General features: G+C 61.3%; 25 protein-coding genes and 1 riboswitch. Of the genes, 12 read left to right on the forward strand and 13 right to left on the reverse strand.

From position 1 onward, the window contains the following. The first annotated feature begins 109 nt into the window (after window positions 1-109). Window positions 110-2,446: a transglycosylase domain-containing protein gene (locus tag WC811_RS00120; protein WP_372639631.1), complete on the forward strand. Its 2,337-nt coding sequence runs from the start codon at window positions 110-112 to the stop codon at window positions 2,444-2,446. 7 nt (window positions 2,447-2,453) lie between these two features. Here the strand turns inward: WC811_RS00120 and WC811_RS00125 are convergent, their stop codons facing one another. Then, a complete protein-coding gene (locus WC811_RS00125; RefSeq protein WP_372639633.1) occupies window positions 2,454-3,215 on the reverse strand; it encodes a M48 family metallopeptidase in 762 nt (253 codons plus the stop codon). Between the two features lie 190 nt (window positions 3,216-3,405). Further along, the gene (locus WC811_RS00130; protein WP_372639635.1) at window positions 3,406-4,011 is read right to left on the reverse strand and encodes an SCO family protein; all 606 of its coding nucleotides are present in this window, start codon (window positions 4,009-4,011) and stop codon (window positions 3,406-3,408) included. Between the two features lie 423 nt (window positions 4,012-4,434). Here WC811_RS00130 and WC811_RS00135 point away from each other — a divergent pair, with 423 nt between their 5' ends. Together WC811_RS00135 and WC811_RS00140 are read left to right on the forward strand one after the other, a co-directional pair. Further along, window positions 4,435-5,835: an ActS/PrrB/RegB family redox-sensitive histidine kinase gene (locus WC811_RS00135; RefSeq protein ID WP_372639637.1), complete on the forward strand. Its 1,401-nt coding sequence runs from the start codon at window positions 4,435-4,437 to the stop codon at window positions 5,833-5,835. A gap of 155 nt (window positions 5,836-5,990) precedes the next feature. Beyond that, window positions 5,991-6,572 carry an ActR/PrrA/RegA family redox response regulator transcription factor gene (locus tag WC811_RS00140; RefSeq protein ID WP_372639639.1) on the forward strand — a complete coding sequence of 194 codons (582 nt, stop codon included), beginning with the start codon at window positions 5,991-5,993 and terminating at the stop codon, window positions 6,570-6,572. Between the two features lie 28 nt (window positions 6,573-6,600). On the opposite strand, the gene WC811_RS00145 is transcribed toward WC811_RS00140, so the two are convergent. Continuing rightward, complete coding sequence (locus WC811_RS00145) at window positions 6,601-7,098, reverse strand: MmcB family DNA repair protein (protein ID WP_372639641.1); 498 nt, start codon at window positions 7,096-7,098, stop codon at window positions 6,601-6,603. Between the two features lie 114 nt (window positions 7,099-7,212). Here WC811_RS00145 and WC811_RS00150 point away from each other — a divergent pair, with 114 nt between their 5' ends. Both WC811_RS00150 and WC811_RS00155 read left to right on the forward strand, forming a co-directional pair. After that, window positions 7,213-8,970, forward strand: coding sequence for an AAA family ATPase (locus WC811_RS00150; RefSeq protein ID WP_372639643.1), 1,758 nt, complete (start codon window positions 7,213-7,215; stop codon window positions 8,968-8,970). Beyond that, entirely contained in the window at window positions 8,967-9,824 is an 858-nt protein-coding gene (locus tag WC811_RS00155; RefSeq protein ID WP_372639645.1) for a hypothetical protein, read from the forward strand. The genes WC811_RS00150 and WC811_RS00155 overlap by 4 nt, the downstream gene beginning before the upstream one ends. Before the next feature lie 27 nt (window positions 9,825-9,851). Here WC811_RS00155 and ppk2 read toward each other — a convergent pair whose 3' ends face one another. Both ppk2 and WC811_RS00165 read right to left on the reverse strand, forming a co-directional pair. Beyond that, the gene (gene ppk2, locus WC811_RS00160) at window positions 9,852-10,790 is read right to left on the reverse strand and encodes a polyphosphate kinase 2 (protein ID WP_372641708.1); all 939 of its coding nucleotides are present in this window, start codon (window positions 10,788-10,790) and stop codon (window positions 9,852-9,854) included. A 260-nt stretch (window positions 10,791-11,050) separates the two neighbouring features. Then, window positions 11,051-11,608 carry a GcrA family cell cycle regulator gene (locus tag WC811_RS00165; RefSeq protein WP_372639647.1) on the reverse strand — a complete coding sequence of 186 codons (558 nt, stop codon included), beginning with the start codon at window positions 11,606-11,608 and terminating at the stop codon, window positions 11,051-11,053. Between the two features lie 660 nt (window positions 11,609-12,268). Here WC811_RS00165 and WC811_RS00170 point away from each other — a divergent pair. Genes WC811_RS00170 through WC811_RS00180 form a run of 3 tightly spaced genes read left to right on the forward strand, consistent with a single transcriptional unit; the run spans window position 12,269 to window position 15,387 of the window. After that, window positions 12,269-13,441 carry an aspartate aminotransferase family protein gene (locus WC811_RS00170; protein ID WP_372641710.1) on the forward strand — a complete coding sequence of 391 codons (1,173 nt, stop codon included), beginning with the start codon at window positions 12,269-12,271 and terminating at the stop codon, window positions 13,439-13,441. A gap of 41 nt (window positions 13,442-13,482) precedes the next feature. Further along, window positions 13,483-14,415, forward strand: a complete 933-nt coding sequence (gene argF / locus WC811_RS00175) for an ornithine carbamoyltransferase (RefSeq protein WP_372639649.1) — start codon at window positions 13,483-13,485, stop codon at window positions 14,413-14,415. A 15-nt stretch (window positions 14,416-14,430) separates the two neighbouring features. Beyond that, window positions 14,431-15,387, forward strand: coding sequence for an Hsp33 family molecular chaperone HslO (locus tag WC811_RS00180; protein WP_372639651.1), 957 nt, complete (start codon window positions 14,431-14,433; stop codon window positions 15,385-15,387). Between the two features lie 29 nt (window positions 15,388-15,416). Here WC811_RS00180 and WC811_RS00185 read toward each other — a convergent pair whose 3' ends face one another. From WC811_RS00185 to metZ, 4 genes are all read right to left on the reverse strand, one after another. Further along, window positions 15,417-15,986, reverse strand: coding sequence for a histidine kinase (locus tag WC811_RS00185; RefSeq protein ID WP_372639653.1), 570 nt, complete (start codon window positions 15,984-15,986; stop codon window positions 15,417-15,419). A 230-nt stretch (window positions 15,987-16,216) separates the two neighbouring features. Further along, the gene (argE, locus tag WC811_RS00190; protein WP_372639655.1) at window positions 16,217-17,386 is read right to left on the reverse strand and encodes an acetylornithine deacetylase; all 1,170 of its coding nucleotides are present in this window, start codon (window positions 17,384-17,386) and stop codon (window positions 16,217-16,219) included. Between the two features lie 15 nt (window positions 17,387-17,401). After that, window positions 17,402-17,851, reverse strand: a complete 450-nt coding sequence (gene apaG / locus WC811_RS00195; RefSeq protein ID WP_372639657.1) for a Co2+/Mg2+ efflux protein ApaG — start codon at window positions 17,849-17,851, stop codon at window positions 17,402-17,404. A 9-nt stretch (window positions 17,852-17,860) separates the two neighbouring features. Further along, window positions 17,861-19,072 (reverse strand): O-succinylhomoserine sulfhydrylase, encoded by a 1,212-nt coding sequence (gene metZ / locus WC811_RS00200; RefSeq protein WP_372639659.1) that lies wholly within the window; start codon window positions 19,070-19,072, stop codon window positions 17,861-17,863. A gap of 71 nt (window positions 19,073-19,143) precedes the next feature. Further along, window positions 19,144-19,221, reverse strand: a riboswitch (SAM riboswitch). Between the two features lie 136 nt (window positions 19,222-19,357). On the opposite strand from metZ, the gene WC811_RS00205 reads away from it, so the two are divergent. Beyond that, window positions 19,358-20,482 (forward strand): 2'-deoxycytidine 5'-triphosphate deaminase, encoded by a 1,125-nt coding sequence (locus tag WC811_RS00205; protein WP_372639661.1) that lies wholly within the window; start codon window positions 19,358-19,360, stop codon window positions 20,480-20,482. Window positions 20,483-20,530: 48 nt separating this feature from the next. On the opposite strand, the gene WC811_RS00210 is transcribed toward WC811_RS00205, so the two are convergent. Continuing rightward, complete coding sequence (locus WC811_RS00210; protein ID WP_372639663.1) at window positions 20,531-20,857, reverse strand: ArsR/SmtB family transcription factor; 327 nt, start codon at window positions 20,855-20,857, stop codon at window positions 20,531-20,533. A gap of 154 nt (window positions 20,858-21,011) precedes the next feature. On the opposite strand from WC811_RS00210, the gene WC811_RS00215 reads away from it, so the two are divergent. Together WC811_RS00215 and WC811_RS00220 are read left to right on the forward strand one after the other, a co-directional pair. Further along, the gene (locus WC811_RS00215) at window positions 21,012-21,788 is read left to right on the forward strand and encodes an SDR family NAD(P)-dependent oxidoreductase (protein WP_372639665.1); all 777 of its coding nucleotides are present in this window, start codon (window positions 21,012-21,014) and stop codon (window positions 21,786-21,788) included. 224 nt (window positions 21,789-22,012) lie between these two features. Next, entirely contained in the window at window positions 22,013-22,360 is a 348-nt protein-coding gene (locus tag WC811_RS00220; protein ID WP_372639667.1) for an HU family DNA-binding protein, read from the forward strand. A gap of 123 nt (window positions 22,361-22,483) precedes the next feature. On the opposite strand, the gene dapE is transcribed toward WC811_RS00220, so the two are convergent. Genes dapE through dapD form a run of 3 tightly spaced genes read right to left on the reverse strand, consistent with a single transcriptional unit; the run spans window position 22,484 to window position 25,250 of the window. Then, window positions 22,484-23,656 (reverse strand): succinyl-diaminopimelate desuccinylase, encoded by a 1,173-nt coding sequence (gene dapE, locus WC811_RS00225; protein ID WP_372639669.1) that lies wholly within the window; start codon window positions 23,654-23,656, stop codon window positions 22,484-22,486. Further along, a complete protein-coding gene (locus WC811_RS00230; RefSeq protein WP_372641712.1) occupies window positions 23,656-24,405 on the reverse strand; it encodes a hypothetical protein in 750 nt (249 codons plus the stop codon). The genes dapE and WC811_RS00230 overlap by 1 nt, the downstream gene beginning before the upstream one ends. Before the next feature lie 2 nt (window positions 24,406-24,407). Beyond that, on the reverse strand, window positions 24,408-25,250 hold the full coding sequence (gene dapD, locus WC811_RS00235) for a 2,3,4,5-tetrahydropyridine-2,6-dicarboxylate N-succinyltransferase (protein WP_372639671.1): 843 nt from the start codon (window positions 25,248-25,250) through the stop codon (window positions 24,408-24,410). Between the two features lie 260 nt (window positions 25,251-25,510). Between dapD and WC811_RS00240 the strand changes: the two genes are divergently transcribed. Then, on the forward strand, window positions 25,511-25,762 hold the full coding sequence (locus WC811_RS00240; protein WP_372639673.1) for a hypothetical protein: 252 nt from the start codon (window positions 25,511-25,513) through the stop codon (window positions 25,760-25,762). The last annotated feature ends 286 nt before the right edge of the window (window positions 25,763-26,048 follow it).

Genomic DNA, 26,048 nt, shown 5'->3' on the forward strand with positions numbered 1-26,048 from the left:
TAACGCGGCCTTAGCCAACGCTCGATAACAGTATCAAAGATTGTCCTGCTTCAGATCTGGGTTGCCGACGTGGCGGCGGGGAGGGGACTCTGCTTTCGAGGGTTTGACGGTGTTGCGCGCCATCGCTGCAGCTCTGCGTTTTGCATTGTGGCTGGTCCGCAGAATTTTGCTTGGACCGCGCCGTAAGCGCCCGTCGACGCATCCGCTGACGCCAACTCCGACGCTCCCGGCGTCGTTTCAATCCGTCGCTGTGCAGGCGTTCGGCGCTGACAGCACTGCGGGCGGCGCTGAGAGTGCACAGGCGATCGCGGCAGCGAAGCCGAAACGATTCAGCAATTTGAAACTCAGATATCGTGTGGCGTTGGGCGGAGCGGTTCTCGGAACCGGCATCACGTCGCTGACCTTCGCCGTCTTGATGGTCTATTACACGGTCGTTTTTCCCGACCCCCTCGCGCTTCGGAATTCAGCGCACGCGCCGCTCATTCGAATTTTAGCGCGCGATGGCTCAACTCTGGCGGAGCGTGGCGCGCCGCACGACTACATCTCGCTCGATAAAATCGCCAAGGCGCTGCCGGCGGCGGTCGTCGCAACGGAAGACCGGCGATTTTTCGACCACTATGGGATCGATCCCGCCGGTATGATCCGGGCGATGTTCGCGAACCTTCGAGCGGGGCGCTTCGCACAGGGCGGCTCGACGCTGACGCAGCAGCTCGCGAAGAACCTGTTTCTGACGCAGGACCGAACGCTGTCGCGCAAGATCGCGGAACTCGGTCTGGCGTTTTGGCTCGAAATTCGGCTGACCAAGCCGGAGATCCTCGAACTCTATCTGAACCAAGTCTATTTCGGCGGGGGCGCGTATGGCGTCGAAGCTGCGAGCCAGAGGTATTTCGATAAGCCGGCGAGCGAGCTGACGATACCAGAGGCCGCGCTCATCGCGGGGCTTCTGAAAGCGCCGTCGAAATATTCGCCGGCTGCAAGTCCGGGAGCTGCTCGCGCGCGTGCCCGCATCGTCATTACGAAGATGTTTGAAGCTGGGTTCATCTCGGAAACGCAAGAAACGCAAGCGCTGGCGCAGACGCTGGTCTTCAACGAGCAGAAGGTCGCGAGAACATCGGCGGAAGCAGGATATGTCGTCGATTACGTGCTCGATCAGCTGCCGTCTGCTATCGGCGGAGAGGATCAGTCCGATCTCATTGTCGAGACGACTGTCGACAAGGGACTGCAACGGCGCGCGCAAGACATCGTAACTGAAACCCTCGCGCAGAAGGGTGACGCGCTCGGCGCGAGCCAGGCCGCACTGACCGTGCTCGACGGGAGCGGCGGCGTCCGCGTGATGGTCGGCGGCCGCGACTATGCCGAGAGCCAGTTCAATCGCGTCATCAGGGGAAAGCGCCAGCCCGGATCGGCATTCAAGCCGATTATCTATCTTGCGGCGTTGAACAAGGGCATGACCCCGGACACGATCATCGACGATGCGCCGATCACCATCGGGGGATGGTCGCCGAAAAACGACAACGGCCAATATGCGGGGCCGATTGCGATGCGGCGCGCGATTGCGCAGTCGATCAACACCGTCGCGGTGCGTCTCAACCAGGATATCGGACGCGGCACGGCCGCCGACCTCGCGGGGCGGCTCGGCATCAAATCGGACTTGCACGACGGTCCGTCGCTCGCGCTCGGAACGTCGGAGGTAACGCTGATCGAAATGGCGGGCGCCTACGCGGCGTTTTCGAACGGCGGCTACACCGTGACGCCGCACGTCATTACGCGGATCACGACGGGCAGTGGGCGCGTTCTCTTTCAATACAAACCGCCGACGAACGCCGAGCCTATTGCCGAGGCGGCGCGGATCGGCGCTTTGAATGATATCTTGAACGCCGCCATCGACTACGGCACGGGGCGACGGGCGGCGCTTTCAGATCGTCCGGCGGCGGGCAAAACCGGCACGACGCAAGATTTCCGCGATGCTTGGTTCATGGGGTACACGGCGCAGCTCGCGGCCGGTGTCTGGGTTGGGAACGATAGCGGTAAGCCTATGAATCGCGCGACCGGCGGCAGTCTTCCTGCCGAGATCTGGCGGCAGGTCATGCGGGCGGCGCACGAAGGGTTGCAACCGCTGCTGCTGCCGGGAACGGTCGTTGCTAATCCGCAGACGGAAGCCGCGATGTGGGGTGGGCTCGCGAACCGGTTGCCGCGTGTCGTTGAAGCCAATGAGCCGCTGTCTTCGCAACGCGCGCCGGGATCCGAACCGCCGCGTTTCTCAGCGGATGCTGTGGCGACGCTCACGCCACACGCGGTGCATCCGGTCGACAGTATCGGAGAAGATTTCATCGACAAGGCGCTGGCAACGACGCAGGGCGGCGATGGAGGGCCCGCGACGCCTGCCGTTGCGCCGGACGCGTCGACGGCGCAAAGCGGGAAATTTCCGTTCAGCACTTGGTGGTAAGGCGCGGTCAGTTTCCGCGCGCAGGACCGTAACGATGAAGATCGGGTCCAAGGACCTGCAGCCATTCCTTGGCGCTTTCGAATTCCGGGCAGATCTTTTTGACGAGAGCCCAGAAACGCGGACCGTGGTTCATTTCGACGAGATGGGCGACTTCGTGCGCCGCGACATAGTCGAGTACGAATGACGGTGCGAGGATCAGGCGCCACGAGAACGACAGTCCGCCGGTCGTCGAGCAGGAACCCCAGCGGCTGGTCTGGTCGCGGACGGCGATGCGCTTCGCTTGCAGAGACAGCGGGCGCGCGAATTTCTCGACGCTCACGGTCAGATCGCGTTTGGCTTCTTCAAGCAGCCACCGCGTCAAGCGTTTCGCCGCGAGGTCTTTATCGCCGGGCACAATGATCGCGGTGCGCTGAGGACGCTTGTCGATCGAGATCAGGCGTGAGCGCGTGCTGCCCGTGAACGAGATCGTGTGCGGGACGCCACGCAGCGGCATCGAGGCGGAGTCTTCGAAGGGGATGTGGTTTGGCAAGCTGTCGAGACGTGCACGCACCCAGTCCATGTGGCGATTGAGGAAGCTGCCCGCTTCGTCGAGATCGCACTGAACAGGAAGCGTGACGATGACTGCACGGCGCGTGCGGCTCACGCGAAGCGTCAAGCGCCGCGCACCGGGATGGCGACGCACTTCCAACTGTGCGCCGATGTCTTCAATGCGGACTGATCGCGTCTTTGAACTCAAGTCTATGGCGCGTCGTCCATTCATGATCATCATGCGCTCTGCCCCCAAAAGCCGACGCGCATCCAAGTGATGCAACGAAGTGCTGATCGCCTTTGCTGGATCAATACAGCACTAAAATGACCTATCAAGGTTCGCGTCGTCGCTCCAGTTGCAATGTCACACGGATGTTCCCGCGTGTGAATGTGTGGCCCGTCGGTCTCAGGAACGAATCGCCGCTTGATCACTAAGAAAGCGCTCTCTCTAAAGCCGCGGCGAGCTGATCGACATCATTGGTGTGAGGGATCGGTGCGAGCAATGTTCCATCTTTTGCCATCAAATAAAAGATCGCAGAGTGATCGATGGTGTAGCTCTTGGGATCCTTGTCGTCGGGAACCTTCTGATAATAGACGCGATAAGCCTTCGCTGTCGCCGCTATTTCGCTTTCGCTTCCCGTTAGTCCAACGAGCCGCGGACTGAACGCTTTAACATAGGTCGCCATCTTCTCGGGCGTGTCCTGGGCGGGGTCGAGTGTAATGAAGATCGGCACGACGTCGTCGACGCGTTTGCCGAGTTTATCGAGCGCCGCCGACATCACTTGCAGGCCCGCGGGGCAGATGTCGGGGCAATTGGTGTATCCGAAGAACACCAGCATGTAGCGGCCAAGGTAATCCTTGTCGGTGACCCGCTTGCCGGTATTGTCGATCAAACTGAACGGACCGCCGACCATGGGTCTGCCGGTTACCGTCGCTTGTCCATCGACGGACGGGCTCGGACCTTTGAGCGCCACAAATCCCAGGGCGACGCCGGTTAGAAGACCGGCAAACGCGAGAGCTAGCGTTGTGCGATTCATGTGCTTGAAGTCTCCGTTTGCCATTGGCTAAAAAAGTTTTCCGGTGCCGATAGCACCTCGCGGATTAATGTTGAGGAGTGGCCCTCGTGCTCCGCAAGCGAAGGACGTGATATGGCCATCAGGATTAGCACGCTGTACGTCGGCATCCTGGCCCTCATTTTCATGGCTCTCTATGAACGCGATGGCGGCGAGAAGATGTTGCGGCATGCATCGCGCTCATCCTTCTGCCGGGTATTCTTCGCTGGGCCTGTGTGGTTTCCCGTTTGGCCGAGCCTGATCCGGGAGAGACGGAGTGGCCCTCAAATGGGGTACAATCGCTCTTCCGGCAATGCTAAATATTCTGAAGTCAGTTCATAGCGCGAGCGCAAGCGTGACGACTGTGCGACCTGAAGTCACGACATTCGAGATTGGATTGTTTCGTTCATGAGCACGTCAATGGATGGGCCGCAGTCGGCGCCGCTGCTGAAGGGCATTGTCAACGATCGGGAGAGCCAACTCCGCTTGGTGACGAGCGTGCGACTTCGCTGGACGGCGGTTCTCGGTCAGCTCGCGGCCATCGCGGCGGTCACGCTGCTTTACGGATTTCCGCTCAACATTGGCAGTTGTCTCGTTCTGATCGCGATATCGGCGTGGCTGAATGTGTTTCTGTCCATCCGCTACCCGGCGCGTCACCGCCTGACGACGCAGTTCGCGTTCTCGCTTCTCGTTTACGATGTGCTGCAGCTTGCCGGTCTCTTGTATCTGACGGGCGGCATTCAGAATCCGTTTTCGGTTCTCTTGGTCGCGCCGATCACGGTTGCGTCGGCGACGCTGCCGCCTCGCTATACGTTCTTTTTAGGCGGCATGGTGATTGCGGCTGGGTTGCTGCTCATAAGTCATCACTATCCCCTACCCTGGTACGCGGGCATACGGCTCGACTTGCCACGCGACTATAAAATCGGCGCGCTTCTGGCGCTGGTCTCGACGATGGCCTTCATGGCGTTCTTTACTTGGCGGCTCAATAAAGAGTCCCGGCAAATGTCGGCGGCTCTGGCGGCGACCGACATGGTGCTCGCGAGAGAACAGCGCCTGCATGCCCTCGACGGCCTCGCGGCTGCCGCCGCACACGAGCTTGGCACGCCCTTGTCGACGATCGCGCTCGTCTCCAAAGAACTCGAGTATGAGCTCGGCAAGGACAGTCCCTATCGCGACGATCTTCAGTTGTTGCACGGGCAGGCCCGCCGCTGCCGTGAAATTCTGCAGAAGCTCACGCGCAAGCCCGACGAGCAGGATCCGATGCACGCAAGCTTGACCGTCATCGAGTTGCTTGAAGAGGCTTCGGTGCCGCACCGCGCCGCGGGCAAGCGCATCATTATTTCGGCCAGTCCGCTGCCGGGTCTTGACGACGAAGTCCGGATCGAGCCGGTCGCGCATCGTCGTCCGGGCGTGATCTATGGCCTTGGCAATCTCATCGAGAACGCGGTCAGCTTCGCCGCGTCGGAGGTGCAACTTTCGGCGCGGTGGAACGGCTCGCACGTCTACTTCACGATTACGGACGACGGTCCGGGCTTCGCGCCGGAGATGATGGACAGCATCGGCGAGCCCTACGTGACGTCGCGGCGCTTCGAAGAAAAGGGTGAGCACAGCCATTCGGGTCTTGGGCTCGGCCTTTTCATTGCGAAAACTTTGCTGGAGCGATCGGGGGCGACGGTCTCGTTCTCGAACCTGGCGCCACCGCGCCGGGGGGCTAACGTCCAGATTTCATGGCCAAGAACGGCATTTGAACTACCGCCAGGGGCTTTCACCTGGCCGGGACGGCGTGGTATGCCACTAAATGCTGCTTAAGCTGGCAATTTGCCGTTAAGGTCTTATCTACTTCCTGTCTACTGTCGCCGCCGAAGTAACCTTGTAGGTTGCTTTTTGCTTGCTTAAGGGGTTGCAGCCCGTTAGGCCGCATTAGATTATGGCCTGTCATGAAAAAAGCTAACGGATAAACCGTGATGCGGGAGGCTCCCTTGGTTACCGAAGACCTGTCCTTTAAGCAGGACGAATTGCCAGCCGACCGTTCGTTGGTCATCATCGATGACGACCGGTCTTTTCTGCAGCGTTTGGCGCGCGCCATGGAGCTTCGCGGCTTCGAAGTGCGCTTTGGCCATTCCGTTGCGGAAGGCGTCGATCTGATCCGTGAGAAGGCGCCCGCCTTCGCTGTCGTCGATATGCGTCTTGAGGACGGTTCCGGCCTCGACGTGATTGCGGAGCTCGCGAGAGTTCGCCCGGATTCCCGCGCCATCGTGCTGACGGGCTACGGCAACATCGCAACCGCCGTATCGGCCGTGAAGCTCGGCGCTGTCGATTATCTCGCGAAGCCCGCGGATGCCGACGACGTAACGGATGCGCTTCTCGCGCCGACCGACTCCAAGGCGCCGCCGCCGGAAAATCCGATGTCGGCCGATCGCGTGCGCTGGGAACACATTCAGCGCGTTTACGAGCTTTGCAATCGCAACGTCTCCGAGACGGCACGGCGGCTCAACATGCATCGCCGCACGCTGCAACGCATTCTGGCGAAGCGCGCTCCGAAGTAAGCGCGCGGCGCTCTTGTCCTCGACGACCTCATTCGATCGTAAGGCCCGGGTCAATCTGGGCGTGAAGGCGCATGGAAGCTATGCGCGCAATCGAAAGCGTTAGTGCCTTTCGCCGAGCGGCGGCCAGCGGATGCTGCGGCGGCGGTCGCACAAGTTCGCCGGCGTAGGCGTCCGCCAGGATCAATCCGCTATCGGCGGGAAGGATCTCGGCGGGAAAATCCGGGGCAACGGCAAACAACAGCGCGTCGCAATACTCACGGTACTCGGGCCACTTCTGGTCGGCGCGGAAGTCGGCAATGCTCGACTTGATTTCAACAATCCAGATCTCGCCGTTGCGACGGATCGCCAGCACGTCGGCGCGGCGACCGTTGCCGAGCGTGATCTCGCTCAGGCTTTCGAAATCGAGCGATCGAAGGAGGCGCTGCGTACCGCGCAGAATCGCCTTCGCGCGTTCGTAATCGCGAGCCTTGTCCGCAATCGGGACGGCAGGAAAAGGATTCATTGAGGAAGACGAACCGTCGGTCATGGTGCCGCCATTATGACCGTGCGACTGTTGCAGACAAGAAGGCAGCGGGGGCGGCTTCTTGGTCGCCCGAACGTCGTTCGACGGGTCGAAGGTCCCAGGGGGGAGAACGTGCGAATGGTCTTCTGGCGCAACAGGTCGGAAAAGAAGGCCGAGGCGCCGGTCACAGTCGAAGCGGAAATGCCGCCGCCGATCTCTCATTCGAGAGAAGCCGGAGCGGCTGTGGCCGAGGGGACGGCCGAAACGGCCGACGCCGAGGCATCAACCAATGTGGTGACGCTCGTGACGAGCCGGCTTGCAGATCGTCTTGCAGACGTTGCGCCGACCGGCGAACGTCGCGAGGTCAAGGAGCAGAAGTCGGCGAAGGAGATGCCGACAAAAGATTTGGCCGTAAAAGATTCGGTGCAGATCAAGCCGGTCGAGCAGACGCATTTCTTCGGCCAGAAGCGTGCCATCGGTAAGATCCGGTCAGCGCTTGGAGCGGGTCGCGGAGAGCATCTTCTCATCCTCGGTGAGCCCGGTACGGGTCGCCTCGAACTGGCGGAAGCTCTCGGCACCGAGGTCGATCGCGCTCCGGCGGCGGATTGGATTTATGTCGTCGATCCCGACGCGCCGTCGCACGCCAAGGGCTTTACGTTACCGCCGAGCGAAGGACCGCGTTTCCGGCGCGATGTGCGCTTGACGCTCGATAAAGCTCGCGCGGCCTTCGGCCGATATCTCAAGAGCGAGGAGCATCGCATCAGCCTCGATCTTCTCGAGGAAGACATGCGTTACCGTAGCGAGAGGGCGGTCGAATCCATTCGTCGCCGCGCGGAAGCCCAGAATATCGCCGTCGTCAAATCGCTCGACGGTTACGTGCTGGCGCCGATGCATGAGGGCCGCGTCGTGCGGTCCGATGTCTTTCGGGCGTTGCCGGAAGCTCTGAAGCGCAACGTCGAAGCCAAGATCACGGTTCTCGAAGACGAGCTTCAGTCGATCGTTTCGACGCTTCCCGATGCCGAATTCGAGGCGAGCGAAAAACACGATGCGCTCGTGCGCCAAGCTGCGTTGCGGTCGCTGCGTCCGGGGCTCGCCGCCGTCCGGAGAGCCTACGCCGACGGCGTTTCGATCGGTGCGGCTCTCGACGCCGTCGAAGAGGCCTTTCTGGCGGCTGCGGTGCGCCATGCGGGTGCCGAGATTTTTGCGCCCGTCGTCTTTCTCGATTCCGAAGATATCCATCTGATCGACCCGACGGTTCCGACCAAAGTCGTCATCGCACGGCAGACATCGGCTAGCGACCTATTGGGAGAGATCAGCCGCGATGCGCTCGGCCTTCCGGTGCTGCTTCCGGGGCACCTGATGCGCGCGGGATCGGGGATCGTCATCGTTGAGGCGTGGCGACTTGCGGCCGATCCTTCGGCATGGCTCGCGCTCAGCGCCGCAATCCGGAGCAAGCAGATCGTGCCGGTCAGCGCGCCGGGCGTCGGCATCAAGGTCGATCCCATCCCGTTCGCCGCGACGGTCGTTCTTGTTTCTGATGCGCAATCGTGGTCGAAGCTCGAAGCCATCGAGCCGGGCGTTTCGCGCTATTTCCCGCATGTCGCGAAGCTTGCCGATACGGTGCCGATGTCGGAACTCGGCGAAGCCGAATTCGCGAAGGGCGCGGCGCGGCTTGCGGCGGATCACGGGCTAAGACCGATCAACGCGGCGGTGGCGCCGGTCATCTACAAGGATGCGGTTCGCCGTGGCGGCGGGCGGGTGTCGTTGGCGGGTATCCGGCTTCTGCATTTGCTGCAGGAGGCCGACGCGATTGCGGCCGATCATTCGGCGTCGCAGATCCGGGTCGCAGATCTCAACGAGGCGCTCTCTCGCCGCGCGGACGGCGACACGCCGTGATCGCGCATGTCGCGGAAGCATCGGAATTGAGCGGGAGGGTCGTCCTCTGGCTCGATCCTGAAGCCAATTATCCTGTGTCTCGCCTCGAAGCGCCGGTCCGGCTTGCCGCCGCCTACGGCGCCGAGATCGAAACGGTCGTCGTCGCCGATGCGAGCGGCGATCTGACAAGCGATATGCCGATCCGCGTTATCGGCGCGTCGGGAGTGGCTGGGCGACGGGATCTCGCGGCTTACGACCAACGATTCGAACTTCTCGTGACGCGATGCCGTCGCGCCGTTGACGATGTCGGGGCAGCGCATGGCGTCCGGGTGAATCACACGCTTGCCGCCGGCGATGCGGTCGACCGGATCTCGGAGATGTGCCTCGAACGAGGGCCTTGGAACATCGTGGCACTGGCGCGTATGCCGGTGTCGGGAAGCGATACGGTCGTCGGTACTCTGCTCGCCAATGTCAGCGGCGCGACCGGGTTTCTTCTCTGCGGAGAGCAACGGGCAAAGCAGCCGCGCGTCGTCGTCATCGTCGAGGACGGCGAGCGATTGACGTCGATGCTGCGCGCGGCGGAACGTCTGTCAGGGCCGCGCGGTCCGGTGCATATCGTTATCGGCGCCGATACCGCCGAGGCTTATGCGGACATCGAAGCGCAGTCGCGCCTTTTGGCGGCGGAGTTTCACGTCCCGGTCGTTTTCGAGGATGCCGGTCCGACTCTCGGGGTGCCGGAAGCGCTGACGGAGCGCGTGGCGCGGATGAGGCCGAGCCTCGTCATCGCGGTGTTCGGCGGGGCGGCCGTTGCTGACGGGCGCGAACTGTCGCGGATGTCCGTCGTCGCGCGCGCACCGATCCTGCTGGTGCGATAGGCGCGGTTTTTCGAGGTTTTCTGGGTCTCAGGCTTTCGGCTGCTTGATGCCGGGGTGGAAAAATTCCGGCCCGGAGCCGATGATCAGCGGATCATGGACGCCGATCGCATCGAGATCTCGGCCTTCGTAGTCGATGGCCAGCAGGATGTGGCGGATCGTTTCGAGGCGCGCCCGGCGCTGGTCGTTAGCGCGGACCACGACCCATGGCGCAATCGCGGTGTGCGTGAAGCGGAACATCTCGATTTCAGCGCGGGTATAGTCGTCGTAGCGGCCGAGTGCAGCCATATCAACGGGCGACAGTTTCCACTGCTTCAAGGGATCTTGGGCGCGGTCGTGGAAACGCTCGATCTGCATTTCGCGGCCAATGGTCAGATAAAATTTGAAAAGCTTGATGCCATCGCGGACGAGCAGGCCCTCGAATTCGGGGGCTTCGCGCAGAAAAACCGCGAGCTGATCTTCGGTGCAGAAGCCCATGACGCGCTCGACGCCAGCGCGATTGTACCAGGAGCGATCGAACAGGACGATTTCGCCCGCTGTCGGCAGGTGCACGGCGTAACGTTGGAAGTAGAGCTGACCGCGTTCGGTTTCCGTCGGCTTCGGGAGAGCGACGGTGCGGGTGTTGCGCGGGTTCATGTGCTCGTTGACCGCTTTGATGCACGAGCCTTTGCCCGACCCGTCGCGGCCTTCGTAGAGACAGAGAATGCGATTGCCGATTTTGAGATTGTACTTCTGCAGCTTCATCAGTTCGATTTGGAGAGCGAGAAGCTTTTCCTCGTAGTCCTCGCGTTTGATGCGCTTGTCGTAGGGATAGCCGCCCGAACGCATCGCTGCGTCTTCGATTTCTTTCGGTAGTTTCGGATCGGCGAGCGAGAAACCTTTCGGCAGAGAAGACTCGTGCCCGGGTTCTTCTCCGTCCGCGCGGGGTGCGCCTCGCGTTGAGATCGCGGTGGCGGCGTCGTCCGGCATCGCCTCGCTTGCGGTCTCGGCTTCGAGTTGCTCGCGCTTTTTATCTTTGTGCTTGTTCTTCGCCATTTAGCGGCTCCGGGCCCAAAACCATGGAAGGGCAGCGTAGCATGGCGCTCTCTGCTAGGACCAATTCGCGTTCCGAATGGTCAATCTACCCTGTCAAAATGGGAAAACCAGCAGTCACCCCCGCGGCTGCTGGTTTTCCCTCTTCTTCCGCCGGCCCTGCCCCCCAAGCCGGCCAGCGGGTATTCGTCAAGTCGCTACTTGGTACCCGAGCCGGCGATAGCGGGAGCGGGCAAGCTCGCCGTCGCAACCGGTGCTTCGATCTCGGGACGCTCGCGGCGGCGCGGAGCCACCGGCTGGAACGCCCGGCGTGCATGCACCTCGCAATAGGGCAGCGCCGGAACCTTCGTGCGGCCGCAGAAGTGGAATTCGGCGGTTTGAGGATCGCCGATCGGCCAGCGGCAGCTGCATTCGCCGAGCGTCTGAATGGTTTTGCGCTCGGCGAGTGGAATCTCGATCTCTTCCGCAGGCGCCACGTAAGCTTCGGTGTCTATGTAGAGAGCGCGTACGGCGGGATTACCGACTTGTGCAAAGCGCGGTTTGTTGACCGGCCGCTTCACATTCGCCATGCGGGTGCGTGGGCGGTGCGACTTCATCCGCGAAGTCGTGGCGCGGCCGGAAAGTCCGAGCCGGTGTACTTTGCCGATGACAGCGTTGCGCGTTACGCTGCCGAGACGGCCTGCGATCTGGCTGGCGCTCAGTCCTTCAGACCAGAGTCTTTTTAACAGGTCCACGCGCTCATCAGTCCAAGACATGCGTCGGTTGCTCCCTCTCGAGCCGCGAAATAGCGGCGGAACACCCCCCGGTGCCCGCAAATACCCCGGCCGAAATCGAGCCCATGCCAGCGCGCGCGATCAAACGCGGCACGCAGCGGAGGACGACGGTCCCAACCGGTTACAAACGCAAAAACTTGAGGAGACGCAGAACATACGCGCTACATAAGCGGGCCGCCGCCAACAAGCGGGAACCCAATGCGCGGTCAAGGCCGATACACAACCGACGAAAAGGCGACTGGCGCCGCCATATGTCGTGGCCTGACAAGAAGACATTACAACATGCTGAATCCCGCCTACAAGCCAGAGCTTTCAACTTGGGGGTATTGACAGGGAAAAGTTGCGACCGGGCCACAGACGATTCGCAGCAGGGGATATGTCCGTTTTCGGTGCATTCCGGGACTTGATTCAACCATAGGCATCTAGCGTCGCCTACGCAGCCGGGCATCTGGAGCGGAAGTCGTAGCTTTTATTGACAGGGAAGCCGCCGAGAGGTATCAGGGGTTGTGATCGAGCCGCCGGAATTGGGCGGCTTTTTGATTTTCTGCTCAGGGTTATCCACGCACCATGGCATCTTCCCCTGCTGCGCTGGGGAAAGCTCCCCGTAGCGCTTCAGACACAGGCGGTCCTTCGGCTGCCGTGATGGGCACCTATGCCCGTCAAGACATCGTCTTCGTTCGAGGCGAGGGCTGTTGGCTGACCGCTGAGACGGGCGAGCGATACCTCGATTTCGGCTCCGGCGTTGCGGTCAATGCTCTCGGACACGCACATCCCCAACTCGTCGCCGCACTCAAAGCCCAGGCGGAGAAGCTTTGGCACACCTCCAACCTCTATCGTGTCGAGGGGCAGGAGACGGTTGCCGAGAAGCTGGTGCGGCTGACGTTCGCGGAAAAAGTCTTCTTTTGCAATTCCGGAGCAGAAGCGTGCGAAGGCGCGATCAAGGTCGCGCGCCGCTATCATTATGTATCGGGTGAACCGCAACGGCAGCGGATCATCGCGTTTAGCGGCGCTTTCCACGGGCGGACGCTGGCGACGCTCGCGGCAGCGGGCAACGAAAAGTATCTCGAAGGCTTCGGCCCGACGGCCGATGGTTTCGATCACGTCGATCTCAATGATCTTGAAGCCGTCGAAGCCGCGATCGGGCCCGAGACGGCGGCGATCATGCTCGAACCGATCCAGGGCGAAGGCGGTATCCGCCCGGCATCGGTGGATTTCCTCAAGGCGGTTCGTGAGCTTTGCGACAAGCATGGCCTGCTGCTCGTTCTCGACGAGGTGCAGACGGGCATGGGCCGTACCGGCAAGCTCTTTGCCCACGAGTGGGCGGGTATCACACCGGACGTCATGGCGATCGCGAAGGGTTTCGGCGGCGGATTTCCCGTCGGCGCGGTGCTGGCGACGGCGGAGGCCGCGAAGGGCATGACGCCGGGAACGCACGGCTCGACGTTCGGCGGCAATCCGCTTGGCATGGCCGTTGCCTCGACCGTCCTCGACATCATTTCGGAGCCGGACTTCCTCGAAGCCGTCCGGAGCAAGACGCTGTATCTGAAGCAGGGGCTCGAAGGCCTCAAGGACCAGCATCCCGGCACGGTCGAAGAGGTACGCGGCGCGGGCCTTCTGATGGGATTAAAGCTCAAATCGCACATCACTCCGGCGCAGATCGTGAAAGCTGCGAACGAGGAAAAACTTCTGCTCGTCGGCGCCGGCGACAATTGCGTGCGCGTTCTCCCGCCTCTCATTGCAACCGATAAAGACATTACCGAAGGGTTGCTCGCTCTCTCTCGCGCGTTGGCTCGCGTGGCTCGTGAAACATCCTGATGTCCGGCTCAACGGTTGAGCTGGAGAAAGCACCGCGATTCATGATCTCCAAACAGTCTCCCCGGCATTTCCTCGATATCTCTGACCTCGACAGCAAGACGCTGCGGCGGATCATCGATGCGGCGCACGCGATGAAGAAAGCGGGCAAACGCGTTCCCAAGGACCTGAGGCCGAAGGGCATCGAGGATCTTGTTCTGGCGATGATCTTCGAGAAGCCGTCGACGCGGACGCGTGTTTCATTCGACATCGCGATGCGCCAGCTCGGCGGCGGGGCGTTGACGCTCAATCATACGGATCTGCAGCTCGGGCGCGGAGAGTCGGTCGCGGACACGGCGCGGGTGCTGTCGCGATATGCAGACGGCATCATGATCCGCGCCAACGCGCACGCGACGCTCGCGGAGCTGGCGAAATATGCGACGATCCCGGTCATCAACGGTCTGACGGAAAAAAGTCATCCCTGTCAGGTGATGGCCGACATCCAGACGTTCGAGGAGCACCTCGGGCCGATCAAGGGCCGGACGGTCGCGTGGGTCGGTGACGGCAACAACGTCGCCGTTTCGTGGATGCACGCGGCTGTGCGCTTCGGCTTCGAACTGCGGCTGGCGTGCCCGAAGGCGCTGTTCCCCGAGGACGAAGCCGTCGAGTGGAGCATTCGCGAAAAAGGCGATATCGAGATCGGAACGGATCCCGAGCGGGCCGTTAAAGGCGTCGATTGCGTCGTGACGGACACCTGGGTGTCGATGGGCCAGTCGGATGCGGCGAAGCGCAAGAAAATGCTGGCGCCCTATGCCGTCGACGCGAAGCTGATGGGCCGTGCGGCAAAAAACGCTATCTTTATGCACTGCCTGCCAGCCTATCGCGGACATGAGGTGACGGAGGACGTGCTCGAAGGTCCGCAGTCCGTTATTTTCGACGAAGCGGAAAATCGTCTGCACGCTCAGAAGGCCATTCTTGCGTGGTGCTTCGGCGCTTGATGGAGGGTTTCGCCGATGCCGGTTGACGCGCCGTCAGAGCCGCCTCTCATCCCTTCGGACGATGTCGTCGTCGCGTTTCGCATGCAGAACTCGAATATCCGAGGGCGGCTCGTCCGACTTGGCGCTACGCTCGATCAGATCGTCGCGCCGCACGGGATGCCGGATCTTGCTGGACGGGCGTTATCAGAAGCGCTGGCGCTCGCCGCACTTTGTGGATCCGCGCTGCCACAAGGCGGAAATCTTAATCTGCTGACGCGCACCGATGGCGTGGTTTCCATTCTGGTGGCCGATTTCACAGCGAGTGGCAGGCTTCGCGGATACGCCCGTTACGACGGCGCGAAGCTGCAAGCATTTACGCAAAACGCGACGCGAGCCGATATCGCGTCGGCGCTCGGTAACGGGGCTCTGGCGATTACGCTCGATGCGGGACCCGGCGAAGAGCGCTATCAAGGCGTGCTGGCGTTCGAGAATGCGCCGCTTTCGGGGACGGTCGCCGCCTACTTCCAGCAGCGGGAAAATCTGCCGACGTTTATTCGCTCCGCCGTTGCGGAGCAGTACGTCGGATCGCGGCGCGATCCGCAGCCGGGGACGCGTTGGCACCGGCGGGCCGGCGGCCTGATGGTGCAAAGTCTTGATTCGTCAGCGGATGACGATGGCCGCGACGACGATTGGAAGCGCGTCGAGCTGCTGGCTGCAACTGTCGAGGATCACGAGTTGCTCGATCCGGGGTTGACGGTCGAGCGGCTTCTGCTGCGGTTGTTCCACGAGGAAGCCGTTGCCGTCGAGCGCATCATTCCGCTTTCGGCCTTCTGCCGATGCAGCCGGGAAAAGGTCGAGAACGTGCTTTTGGCGTTTGGCGCGGCAGAGCTTTCGGACATGCTCGACGACAACGGACAGATCTCCGTTACGTGCGAGTTCTGCACGAAGCGCTACGTCTTCTCGCTTGACGAATTGCGGAAGACTGGGAGCTAACTCGTCGTCCCGCCGCGCCCGGGTTGGCGTTATTGTCCCGGAAGAGCGCCGTTTGCGGCCTGGCCTTGCTGACCGCCCGCCTCGCGCGGGTCGCTGTTTGTCGGCGCTGTGCCGGACAGATCATATTCCGTTTTCGAACGCGCGCTCGCAAGCTGGTTGGAGTCGAGCTTGCAGCTTCCGGCCCGATCCATCAGCACGAAGGCGGGGTTCGGTTTGTCGACGAATTCCTGTCGCGAGACTTTGCCATCGCCATTGGCATCGAAATATTTGAGGTCGGCGCTGACGAACATCTTGTCGACGTTCGTCAAGTTCGACCATTCGGTGGCATCGAGAAAATCGTCGTGGTTGGCGTCGGCGCCGTTGAAGAGATCCTCGGCGTAGGACTTCCACTCGTTGCAGGTCACGACGCTGTCGTGATTGATATCCCAGCTTCCGGCCGCCTGGAGATAGGCGCGATCGATTTCGGAAATCGAGGTTCCGCTGCCGAACGGATTGATGGAGCCGATGGTCGGGACGGAGGCCGTCGAGCAGCCGCCGAGCGCGAGCGCCGCAGAGATCGCGCAAACAGAAGCCGTCAGCAGGTGCAAGCGATTGGACATATGCGTGTCTCTAAAATTGCGGGGCTCGGCGGCTCGGGTCGATTGGTACGCCGAATAGTGGGTCGGAAGCACGGCGGAGGCGGAAAAAAGTCGTGCGTACGCTCAACTTGTCGCACAGGATGTCGCAAGGCAGCCACACAGAGCGTTGGGCGGTTAAGTCTTTGCTGTTTCAGATGATTTTCCACCCGATCCGCCAATCGGGGGCGGAAACGTCTGTTGGCCTACGGCCTTTAGGTCTCGGCCCAGTCTCCGAGGCGGGAAAGAAAGTCCATGCACTTGGCGATTTGGCTCTCGGCGATCCATTCATCGGCGGTATGAGCCTGGGCGATGTCGCCCGGTCCGCAGACGACGGCCGGGGCGCCGGCTTCCTGAAAGAGGCCCGCCTCCGTGCCGTAGGAGACGCCGTAAGTTTCATTTTGACCGGTCAACTTCAGCGCGAGGGCGACGACCTCTGATGTGCGCTCGGCGCCGAAGGGCGGGACGGCGTTGACGCGCTCAATGCGGATCTCTGCTTCGGGTGCGATTTCGTGCATTTCGGGAAGACAGCGCGTTTCAGCGAAATGGCGCAGGCGCGTTTCGATTTCGTCGGGGTCGAGGCCGGGCAACGCGCGGATATCGAAGACGAACGTGCAACTCACTGGGACGATGTTGGTCGCGGTGCCGCCGTCAATCTTGGTGACCTGGAGCGTCGAGTAGGGCGGTTCGAAACGAATGTCGATGACGCGGTGCTTGAGTTCGCCCTCCACGCGTTCAAGCTCGCCGATGAGGCGGGTGGCGTAGGTGACGGCGTTGACGCCGAGGTGCGCCATGCTCGAATGCGCGGCTCGTCCCGTGACGTCGACCTGCCAGCGGACGGGGCCTTTGTGGGCGTCGACGACCAGCATGCTGGTCGGCTCACCGACAATGACCATGCGCGGCTTCGGCAGCTCTCGGCCGAGTTCAGCGATCATCGGGCGCACGCCGATGCAGCCGATTTCCTCGTCATAGGAAAATGCCAAGTGAATGGGTTGCTTGAGTTTGCGCGCCTTGTAATCGGGGACGGCGGCGAGGCTTGCGGCGAGAAATCCCTTCATATCGGCCGCGCCGCGACCGTAGAGGCGGCCACCTTCGGCTCGTAGAGTGAAGGGATCGGTCGTCCATTTCTGGCCGTCGACGGGAACGACGTCGGTATGGCCGGACAGTGCGACGCCGCCTTCGTTGTTCGGACCGATGGTCGCGTAAAGCGATGATTTCTGGCCGTCGTCGCTGACGATGCGGCGGGACGGGATTCCGTGCGCCGACAGATAGTTTTCGACGAAGGCGATCAGGCCGAGATTGTTTTTGTAGCTCGTCGTATCGAAGGCCACCAAGCGAGCGAGCAGTTCGACGGGAGTGTAAATCTGGGCTCGGGCTGTGCTCATCGGTGGGGATTTAGGTTAGTTCATGCTGCGTCGGGTATAGGGACTATCAAGCGAGAACGCGGGAATGGCGACGTCAAAAAGCTGGCCGGCTTCGTCGGTCATCTGATAGCTGCCGACCATGATGCCTTGTGGCGTCTTGAGCGGGCAACCCGACGTATAGTTAAAAGCTTTTCCCGGTTCGATGACGGGCGTCTGGCCGACGACGCCCGCGCCGCGCACTTCTTCGGTGCGGCCGAGAGCATCGGTGATCCGCCACATGCGCGACTTGAGCTGCACGGTCTCGCCGCCGTCGTTCGAGATTTCGACGGCATAGGACCAGACGAAATGGCTGTCCTCGGGAGACGACTGATCGTCCATGTACTTCGGCTCGACGCGGATGCGGATGCCGCGCGTCGTGGCTTCATAGGGATGGAAAGCGGCCGCGGCCGTCCGTTTGCTCGTCGTTGCTGGCGTACTCTTACTCATAATTTCCCATCACCCCGAAATCGTCCTCACCGCGTTGGACAGATCGTCGGCCAAATCTTCCACGGCTTCAAGCCCGATCGAAAGGCGGATCATACCATCACTAATGCCGAGTTCCGAGCGCTGGGCCGGTGTTAGCTTAAAGTGCGTCGTTGTGGCCGGATGGGTCACAAGGCTCTTGGCATCGCCCAGATTATTGGAAATGCGGATCAGACGCAGCGCATTGAGGCACCGGAATGCGCCTTCCTTACCGCCGTCGACTTCGAAAGCGATGATCTGGCCGCCGCCGGGCATTTGTTTCGCGGCAAGGGCTGCCTGCGGATGATCGGCGCGGCCCGGGTAGATCACGCGCGTTACACCTTTGAGGCCGGCCAGTTCGTCGGCGATGGTGGCGGCGGTCGTGCACTGAGCCTTGACGCGAATGGGGAGCGTTTCCAGCCCCTTCAGCATCACCCAGGCGTTGAATGGGCTCATCGATGGGCCGGTCTGGCGTAACCATTCCTGCACGTATTTGCCGACGAATTCGGTCTTACCGAGGACGGCGCCGCCGAGGCAACGGCCCTGACCATCGATATGTTTCGTCGTCGAATAGACGACGATGTCGGCGCCGAGCGCCAACGGCCGTTGCAGCATCGGAGTCGCGAAGACGTTGTCGACGATCGTCAGGATGCCGTTGTCGCGGGCAATCTTGCAGACGGCGGTAATATCGACGAGTTCGAGCGTCGGGTTCGAGGGCGTCTCGAAGAAAAACATTTTGGTGTTGGGGCGAATGGCGGCCTTCCACGCGTCCAAGTCTTTGCCGTCGATAAGCGTTGCTTCGATGCCGAAGCGCGGGCACAGCGTTTCGATGATGTAGCGGCAGGAGCCGAACAGCGCGCGGGCGGCAACGATGTGATCGCCGGTCTTCAGGTACGATAGGATCGCGGCGGTGACTGCGGCCATACCCGTCGCGGTGGCGCGGCATTCCTCGGCGCCTTCGAAGATCTTCAGGCGATCCTCGAACATCGAAATCGTCGGGTTGCCGAAACGGGTATACTGGTAGCCCGGGTCTTCCTGCTTGAAGCGGGCTTCCGCCTGCTCAGCGCTTTGATAGACAAAGCCTTGCGTCAGATGCAGAGCTTCCGACGTCTCGCCCCATTCGGAACGGGTGATGCCAGCATGGACCAGCGCCGTTTCCGGACGCCAGGCCGGATTATTGTTCGGGAATTTCTCGTCGGTCGCCATCGGCTTGGCCTTTCGCGCAATAAAAATCCCGGTTCCAATGCGCCGGCTGACGAAAGGCCGGGCGCGGGAAACCGGGTGCGCACTCGGCCCTTTAGCGACTTATTTAACGTGGCTGCAAGCCGGCCGGCCAAAGGACCACGGAGAAGAGGCTCGGAATTACCCCTGGTGGTGCATGGCGTCAAGAGGCGGGGCGTCACGGGCCGGGCAAAGCATGTAAGGTGATGATTGTTACCCTTGGCGAAGACTTAACGCTGCTCTAGACGAGTCCCAGGGGGCAGCCGCGTCATGACAAAAGCAGAGAAAACCATTCCAGCGCCAAAGCGGCGCGAGCGCACCATCGGCATTCTGCCGTCGCAAGCCATTTCGCGCATGATCGCGGACGGGGAGGTGATGCTTGCCGAGCCCGCGGCCGAGGGCCAAGTCCAGCCAGCGAGCCTCGATTTGCGGCTCGGTGCCGTCGCCTATCGCGTGCGGGCGAGTTTCCTGCCACGGCCAGGTGGCAGAGTTCAGGGAAATCTCAACGATCTCGCGCTGCACACCATCAGCCTGAGTCAGGGTGCGGTGCTTGAAACGGGCTGCGTTTACATCGTGCCGTTGCTTGAAACTCTGGCGTTGCCACCCGACGTCGAAGCGTCGGCGAACCCTAAGAGTTCGACCGGGCGTCTCGATGTGTTTACGCGCGTCATCGCCGATGGCGTCGGGGCGTTCGATCAGATTCCGCGTGGCTACGCCGGACCGCTTTACGCCGAGATTTGTCCGCAGACGTTTCCAATCGTGGTGCGAAAGGGATCGCGGCTGTCGCAGATCCGCTTTCGTAACGGTCCTGCCACCGACAGCGACGATGTGCTGCGCGAGTTGCAGTCGCGGGAGCGGCTGGTTTCATCGGAGAGCGCCGACATCGCAGGTGGCATTGCGCTGACCGTCGATCTGGCGGGCGATGCCAGCGGTCTCGTTGGGTTTCGGGCGCGTCGACATACGGGCGTGGTCGATGTCGATAAGATCGGCGCTTATCCGGTCGAGGATTATTGGGATCCGATCCACGTCAAGGATAAGCACCGGCTCATTCTCGATCCTGATCAGTTCTACATCCTGGCTTCGAAAGAGGCGGTGCATGTGCCGCCGACGCACGCCGCCGAGATGGTGCCGTTCAATCCGCTCGTCGGGGAGTTTCGCGTGCATTATGCGGGCTTCATGGACCCAGGTTTCGGACACGCGCCCGCTGGTGGGAATGGCTCACGCGTCGTTCTCGAAGTGCGCTCGCATAAGGTGCCGTTCATTCTCGAAGACGGACAGATCATCGGGCGGCTGGTCTACGAACGCATGATCGAGACGCCCGAGACGCTCTACGGCCAGGGGCTGAAATCGAACTACCAGGGCCAAGGCTTGAAGCTCTCGAAGCATTTTCGGTAGGCACAGCGAGTCCGCTTCGCGGCTTGTTCGATCGAGCATGACGACAGGTCAGCGCTTCTTCGTCTTTTCACTGGCTTTCAAGATCGACGCGATGACGCCAGGGAAGCGCTTGTCGAGTTCCGCGCAGCGCAACGAATTGACGACTTCCGTGCCACGGCGCTCCGAGCGGATGAGGCCTGCCTCGCGCAGCACCTGAAAGTGATGCGACTGCGTCGATTTCGGAAGGTCAGGGGGCGCGGCCATCGAGCAGTTCATGCCGCAATTGCCTGCCGCGAGCGTTTTCACGATTTCGAGGCGCGTCGGATCGGCAAGAGCATAAAGCACGCTCTCGAGAGCCACGTCTTCGACGGCTGGATGAACAAAGGGTCTTTGCATAAGCGCAAAGATAGCCACGAAAATGTGAAATTTCAATAGTTCGAAAGTCTTGAACTACGGAAATTCGATGTTATCTGCAGTGTCGTCCTGGGCGCCTGCCGGTCGGTTGGCCAACCTTAAACGGACGGATCGTTCAAGAATTCACGAGGACATCATGTCAAAATCTCTCACCGGCAAGATTGCAGTCGTCACGGGCGCCAGTCGCGGCATTGGACGGAGCATCGCCGAAACTCTCGCGGCTGAAGGGGCGCTCGTTGCCGTCCATTATGGCAATAGCAAAGCTAGCGCCGATGATGTTGTCGCCAAGATCAAGGCCGCGGGCGGGGATGCCTTCGCCGTCGGTGCGGATCTCTCGAAGAAGGGCGCCGCGCAGGCTCTGTTCGCGGGCGTCGATCAGGAGCTTAAACAGCGCACTGGCGATACGAAGTTCGATATTCTTGTCAATAATGCAGGCATCGCGCCGTTCGTCAGCTTCGCCGACACGACGGAAGAGGTCCTTGACGATATATACAACGTCAACGTCAAGGCGCTTTTCTTCATTACTCAGGAAGCGGCGAAGCGTCTGAAGGACAACGGCCGCATCGTCTCGACGTCGAGCATCGCCTCGCGTCTGCCGCTCGGCGCGGTCGCCGCGTACTCGATGCTTAAGGCGCCGTTGGATAATCTAGCGAAGTCTCTCGCCGTCGACCTTGGCCCGCGGGGCATTACCGTCAACATCGTCGCGCCGGGCGTTATTGAAACGGACATGGCCGCCGATATCGTCGGCAACGCCGACGGACGGGCGTTCGCGGAAAGCAAACAGGCGCTCAAGCGTATCGGCCAACCCCAGGATGTTGCCAACGTCGTCGCCTTCCTGGCGGGTCCGCAATCCGCATGGGTGACAGGCCAAGTGATCGAAGCGGGCGGTGGCTCGGGTCTGACATTCGCCTAAGCTTTTGCCTCATTTCCTCGTGTCGTGTTCCCGAACTGGCGTCAGAATCTGTGATTCTGACGTCTTTTTTCGCAAAAACCTCATGTCCCGCTTGCTTTCGGGCCACAAATGCTGCTCTTTTCGCCGGCTTCATTCGAAAAAGGCCCTAAAACCGCGTGTTTTTGGGTTTCGACGATGTAGTGTTCGATCGGAAAACGATTCGCATTTGCATAAGAGGGATGACAATGGCAAAGGCAGCCGCGCCGGCTAAGGCCGCAGTTAAGGCACCCGTTAAAGCCGCAGTAAAAGCTAAGGTTGATACCGTCACGTTGAAGCACATCGCTGCGACGCTGGCAGAGGCTCACGAGATTCCGAAGAAGCAGTCGATCGCGCTGCTCGAAGATCTCGTCGCTCAGATTTCGAAGAACCTCAAGAAGGGCGCTCGCATCCGCATCGGCGGTCTCGGGGTTCTTCAGGTTCGCAAGCGCCCGGCACGCATGGGCCGTAACCCGGCAACGGGCGAAGCCATCAAGATCAAGGCTTCGAAGAAAATCGCTTTCCGCGCCGCGAAAGAGCTGAAAGAGTCGATCTAAGACTCGGCTTCAGCGGGGTAAATTCGAAAAGGCTGCCGGGTCACGGCGGCCTTTTTTGTTTCGCGTCGGCAACTCGTCTATGGCGAGGACCTCGGAGGCTCGACCAATCGAGTATGACGAGGCTTATCCGTTACGGAAGTAGTTGGTGATGAACCGCTCATAGATCGCCGTCAGCGTTTCGAGGTCGGCGACGCTCGTGTGCTCGTCGACCTGATGGATCGTCGCGTTGACGAGGCCGAACTCGACGACCGGGCAGATGTCCTTGATGAAACGCGCGTCCGAGGTTCCGCCGCCGGTCGTCAAGGCCGGCGTCCGCCCGATGATGGATTTGACTGCGTCCTTCAACGTCGTGACGAGTGGGCCGGGCTTAGTGAGAAAGACATCGCCGGTGCCGGAAAATTCGAGATCGTATTTGGCGTCGACTTCTTTCGCTGCTGCTGCTGTCGTCTCGCGAACCCAATCCTCGATGGCAGGGCGGGTCCAGGCGTCGTTATAGCGAATGTTGGCGCGCGCAATCGCTTGGCCCGGAATGACGTTCGTCGCGGTGTTGGGAACCGATATCACCGTCACTTGCAAATTCGAGGGCTGGAAGTTTTCCGTGCCGTCATCGAGCTTCGTCGTCGACAGGCGGTCGATGATGCGTGCGAGCTTCGGCACGGGATTGTCCGCGAGCTGCGGATAAGCCGAGTGGCCCTGCTTGCCGTGAACGACGAGATCGATCGTCAACGAGCCGCGCCGTCCAATGCGAATTTCGTCTCCAAGCGCTTTCGGATTCGAAGGCTCGCCGACGAGGCAGGCATCGACAACTTCATCGCGCGCCTTCAGCCAATCGAGAATTTTCATCGTGCCGTTGACCGAGGGGCCTTCCTCGTCGCCCGTGATGATGAACGACAGCGAGCCACGCGGCAGGCCGTTGTAGTGATGAAGGTATTTCAGCGCCGCCGCGACGAATGCGGCCACGCAACCTTTCATATCGACGGCGCCGCGACCATAAAGGATGCCGTCGCGGACTTCGCCAGCGAAGGGCGGCACCGTCCAGGCGGCTTCGTTGCCGACGGGGACGACGTCGGTATGGCCCGCGAACGAGAGATGCGGGCGACCATTGCCGAGCCGAGCGTAAAGATTGTCGACGTCTGGCGTGCCGGGTTCGGAGAACACTAGCCGATGGCAGACGAAGCCCGCGGGTTCGAGCACATTTTGCAGCAGCGTCAGAGCGCCAGCTTCATCGGGCGTGACGCTTTCGCAGCGAATGAGCGCTTGCGCGAGCGCGACGGGATCTGTCGGAATGAGGGTCATTATACGCCGGGATTTCTATAGCTCTGCTCGGTGAATGGCAACGGGACGTCGCGGCCGTAGAGCGTTTCGATGATCGTTATTTTCTGCCAGATCTTATTCGATAGGTCGGATGTCAACCTTTCGAGGTCGCCGACGGTGTCGACAACGACCGAGTCGCTTAGCCGTTCGGCGTACAGAGCCGCGCATTTGGCGGTGAGGGAAAGCATCTCGGAGCAATAGTCGAGATAGCGGACGAGTTCGATAGGGGAAAGGTTGCGATCGGGCGAGCTTGGCGTCCGGACCGCGCCCATCGCGCTTGGATCTTTCGTCAGCTGATGCATGTCGATGACGTGGACGATGGAGCGCAATTCGTGCAGAGCCGCCAGCGCGCGGGCGCGTTTCCAGCGCGTTTCGAGCGTCGAGACGAAGAACGCGCCGCCGCCGAGCAGGACGAGAAGATTGAACAGGGCGTCGAGACCCTGAACCGCCTCGGACCATTGGTCGGTGCCTTTCAGCGCGGAGACCTGAGAGGCGAGGTAAGTCAAAATAATGAGAGACGCGCCGACTATCGCGACCAAGAGCAGGCGCAGCGCCCAGTTCGGGCGGGAGACGTAGTCGATGCGCTGCGACGTCTGTTTCGCGATGTCGATGAGACTGGCGCACACGCGCGACAGGCCGGAATTCGGAAAGCGTGCGGAGATGCGGAGTTCGAGCTTTTCGAGGGTCTCCAGGACCTTTGTGGGGTCGAGTGCTCGGTAGCTCCGCGTCACGCTCAATCCCGCAAAAGCTCGTTGATGCTGGTCTTGCTGCGCGTCTTTTCATCGACGCGCTTGACGATCACGGCGCAGTAAAGGTTTGGGCCGGGCTCGCCGTTCGGCAGCGGCTTGCCGGGCATCGTACCCGAAACGATGACGGAATAGGGAGGAACCTTACCGAACATTTTTTCCCCGGTCGCGCGGTCGATGATCGTGGTGGACGCTCCGAGATAGACGCCCATCGACAGCACCGAGCCTTCGCCCACCTGGACGCCTTCCGCCACCTCGGCGCGGGCGCCGATGAAGCAATTGTCTTCGATGATGACGGGGCCGGCCTGAAGCGGTTCGAGCACACCGCCGATGCCGGCGCCGCCGGAAATGTGGCAGTTCTTGCCGATTTGGGCGCAGCTGCCGACGGTGGCCCAGGTGTCCACCATCGTGCCGCTATCGACGTAGGCGCCGAGGTTTACAAACGACGGAAGGAGGACGGCTCCGGGGGCGATGTAAGCCGAGCGGCGGACGATGGCGCCCGGCAGCACGCGGAAGCCACCTTTGCGGAAATCCGCTTCCGTCCAACCGGCGAATTTCGGCGGGACCTTGTCCCAATAGAACGTACCGGCCGGGCCGCCTGAAATTGTTTCCATGTCATTGAGACGGAACGATAAAAGGACGGCCTTCTTGAGCCACTGGTTGACGGTCCAGGTGCCATCGATCTTCTCGGCGACGCGGGCTTCGCCCTTATCGAGAAGGTTCAAGGACGTCTCGACGGCGTCGCGGATTTCGCCTTTGGTCTCGAACGAAATGCCGTCGCGGGATTCCCATGCCGTCTCGATGGTGGATTTCAGCGCGTCGTGGGCCATGGGGAAAACATCTCCGGTGCTGCGTCGTCATTCGAGACGCGCCTTGTCGCCTCTCGGCGGCGAGGTGTCAATTCAGGCTTGACGGTCTGTGCGACGAGCCGGGACCGACCTTTCGCGAGCCGCGCGGAACATCGCGTGGGGAACGGTGAGAAATTGGTTGCATTGGGCTGTCTTGCGATTCCGCATCGCAATCGAATCTGGCATGGTCCGCCTGAGTCGGACCGCGACTCTGCGGCCGTTGGAACAGGGAAGCGATGTCCATGGCGAAATCTGAAAGCACGAGCAAGAAAGTCGCGTCGGCAGCCTCGAAGGTTTTGAAGAGCAAGTCGGCGACGAAAGCGGAAAAGTCGGTTGCGGCTTCGGCGTTGACGCAAAAGGGCAGCACGGAAACGACGAGCGCCAAGGTCGCGACGTCGGCCTCCAAGATCCTGCGCAGCAAGACGGCCAGCAAAGCAGCGAAATCGGCGGCCGCGTCGGCGCTGACGCAGAAGGTCAAAGCGAAGAAGAAGTAGTATCACCGACGATGGCGAATTGTTGCCGCGCGCTCCGTCATGCCGACGAAGGTCGGCACCCAGGCAGGCATTAATATCTCGCGTGCCGATGATTGACTGGATCCCGGCCTTCGCCGGGATGACGTTGGGACAAATGTCATCCTCGGCTTTATGCCGAGGATCCATTCCGCTTCTCGCGCAGTTGCCCGATCGATCCTCGGGACAAGCCCGAGGATGACAGGTGACGGGAACACATGTCATCCCGACGGGCTCGAGCGTGTGTCCTGGATGGCCGGGTTAAGCCCAG

The sequence above is a fragment of the Hyphomicrobium sp. genome (genome assembly GCF_041659645.1).
Taxonomy (GTDB): Bacteria; Pseudomonadota; Alphaproteobacteria; order Rhizobiales; family Hyphomicrobiaceae; genus Hyphomicrobium_B.

Bases quoted from the DNA above. Each gene is read 5' to 3' on its own strand.
- WC811_RS00125 (WP_372639633.1), bottom strand. From the start codon at position 3,215: ATGATGATCATGAATGGACGACGCGCCATAGACTTGAGTTCAAAGACG.
- WC811_RS00130 (WP_372639635.1), bottom strand. From the start codon at position 4,011: ATGAATCGCACAACGCTAGCTCTCGCGTTTGCCGGTCTTCTAACCGGC.
- WC811_RS00135 (WP_372639637.1), top strand. From the start codon at position 4,435: ATGAGCACGTCAATGGATGGGCCGCAGTCGGCGCCGCTGCTGAAGGGC.
- WC811_RS00140 (WP_372639639.1), top strand. From the start codon at position 5,991: ATGCGGGAGGCTCCCTTGGTTACCGAAGACCTGTCCTTTAAGCAGGAC.
- WC811_RS00145 (WP_372639641.1), bottom strand. From the start codon at position 7,098: ATGACCGACGGTTCGTCTTCCTCAATGAATCCTTTTCCTGCCGTCCCG.
- WC811_RS00150 (WP_372639643.1), top strand. From the start codon at position 7,213: ATGGTCTTCTGGCGCAACAGGTCGGAAAAGAAGGCCGAGGCGCCGGTC.
- ppk2 (WP_372641708.1), bottom strand. From the start codon at position 10,790: ATGCCGGACGACGCCGCCACCGCGATCTCAACGCGAGGCGCACCCCGC.
- WC811_RS00165 (WP_372639647.1), bottom strand. From the start codon at position 11,608: ATGTCTTGGACTGATGAGCGCGTGGACCTGTTAAAAAGACTCTGGTCT.
- WC811_RS00170 (WP_372641710.1), top strand. From the start codon at position 12,269: ATGGGCACCTATGCCCGTCAAGACATCGTCTTCGTTCGAGGCGAGGGC.
- argF (WP_372639649.1), top strand. From the start codon at position 13,483: ATGATCTCCAAACAGTCTCCCCGGCATTTCCTCGATATCTCTGACCTC.
- WC811_RS00180 (WP_372639651.1), top strand. From the start codon at position 14,431: ATGCCGGTTGACGCGCCGTCAGAGCCGCCTCTCATCCCTTCGGACGAT.
- WC811_RS00185 (WP_372639653.1), bottom strand. From the start codon at position 15,986: ATGTCCAATCGCTTGCACCTGCTGACGGCTTCTGTTTGCGCGATCTCT.
- argE (WP_372639655.1), bottom strand. From the start codon at position 17,386: ATGAGCACAGCCCGAGCCCAGATTTACACTCCCGTCGAACTGCTCGCT.
- apaG (WP_372639657.1), bottom strand. From the start codon at position 17,851: ATGAGTAAGAGTACGCCAGCAACGACGAGCAAACGGACGGCCGCGGCC.
- metZ (WP_372639659.1), bottom strand. From the start codon at position 19,072: ATGGCGACCGACGAGAAATTCCCGAACAATAATCCGGCCTGGCGTCCG.
- WC811_RS00205 (WP_372639661.1), top strand. From the start codon at position 19,358: ATGACAAAAGCAGAGAAAACCATTCCAGCGCCAAAGCGGCGCGAGCGC.
- WC811_RS00210 (WP_372639663.1), bottom strand. From the start codon at position 20,857: ATGCAAAGACCCTTTGTTCATCCAGCCGTCGAAGACGTGGCTCTCGAG.
- WC811_RS00215 (WP_372639665.1), top strand. From the start codon at position 21,012: ATGTCAAAATCTCTCACCGGCAAGATTGCAGTCGTCACGGGCGCCAGT.
- WC811_RS00220 (WP_372639667.1), top strand. From the start codon at position 22,013: ATGGCAAAGGCAGCCGCGCCGGCTAAGGCCGCAGTTAAGGCACCCGTT.
- dapE (WP_372639669.1), bottom strand. From the start codon at position 23,656: ATGACCCTCATTCCGACAGATCCCGTCGCGCTCGCGCAAGCGCTCATT.
- dapD (WP_372639671.1), bottom strand. From the start codon at position 25,250: ATGGCCCACGACGCGCTGAAATCCACCATCGAGACGGCATGGGAATCC.
- WC811_RS00240 (WP_372639673.1), top strand. From the start codon at position 25,511: ATGGCGAAATCTGAAAGCACGAGCAAGAAAGTCGCGTCGGCAGCCTCG.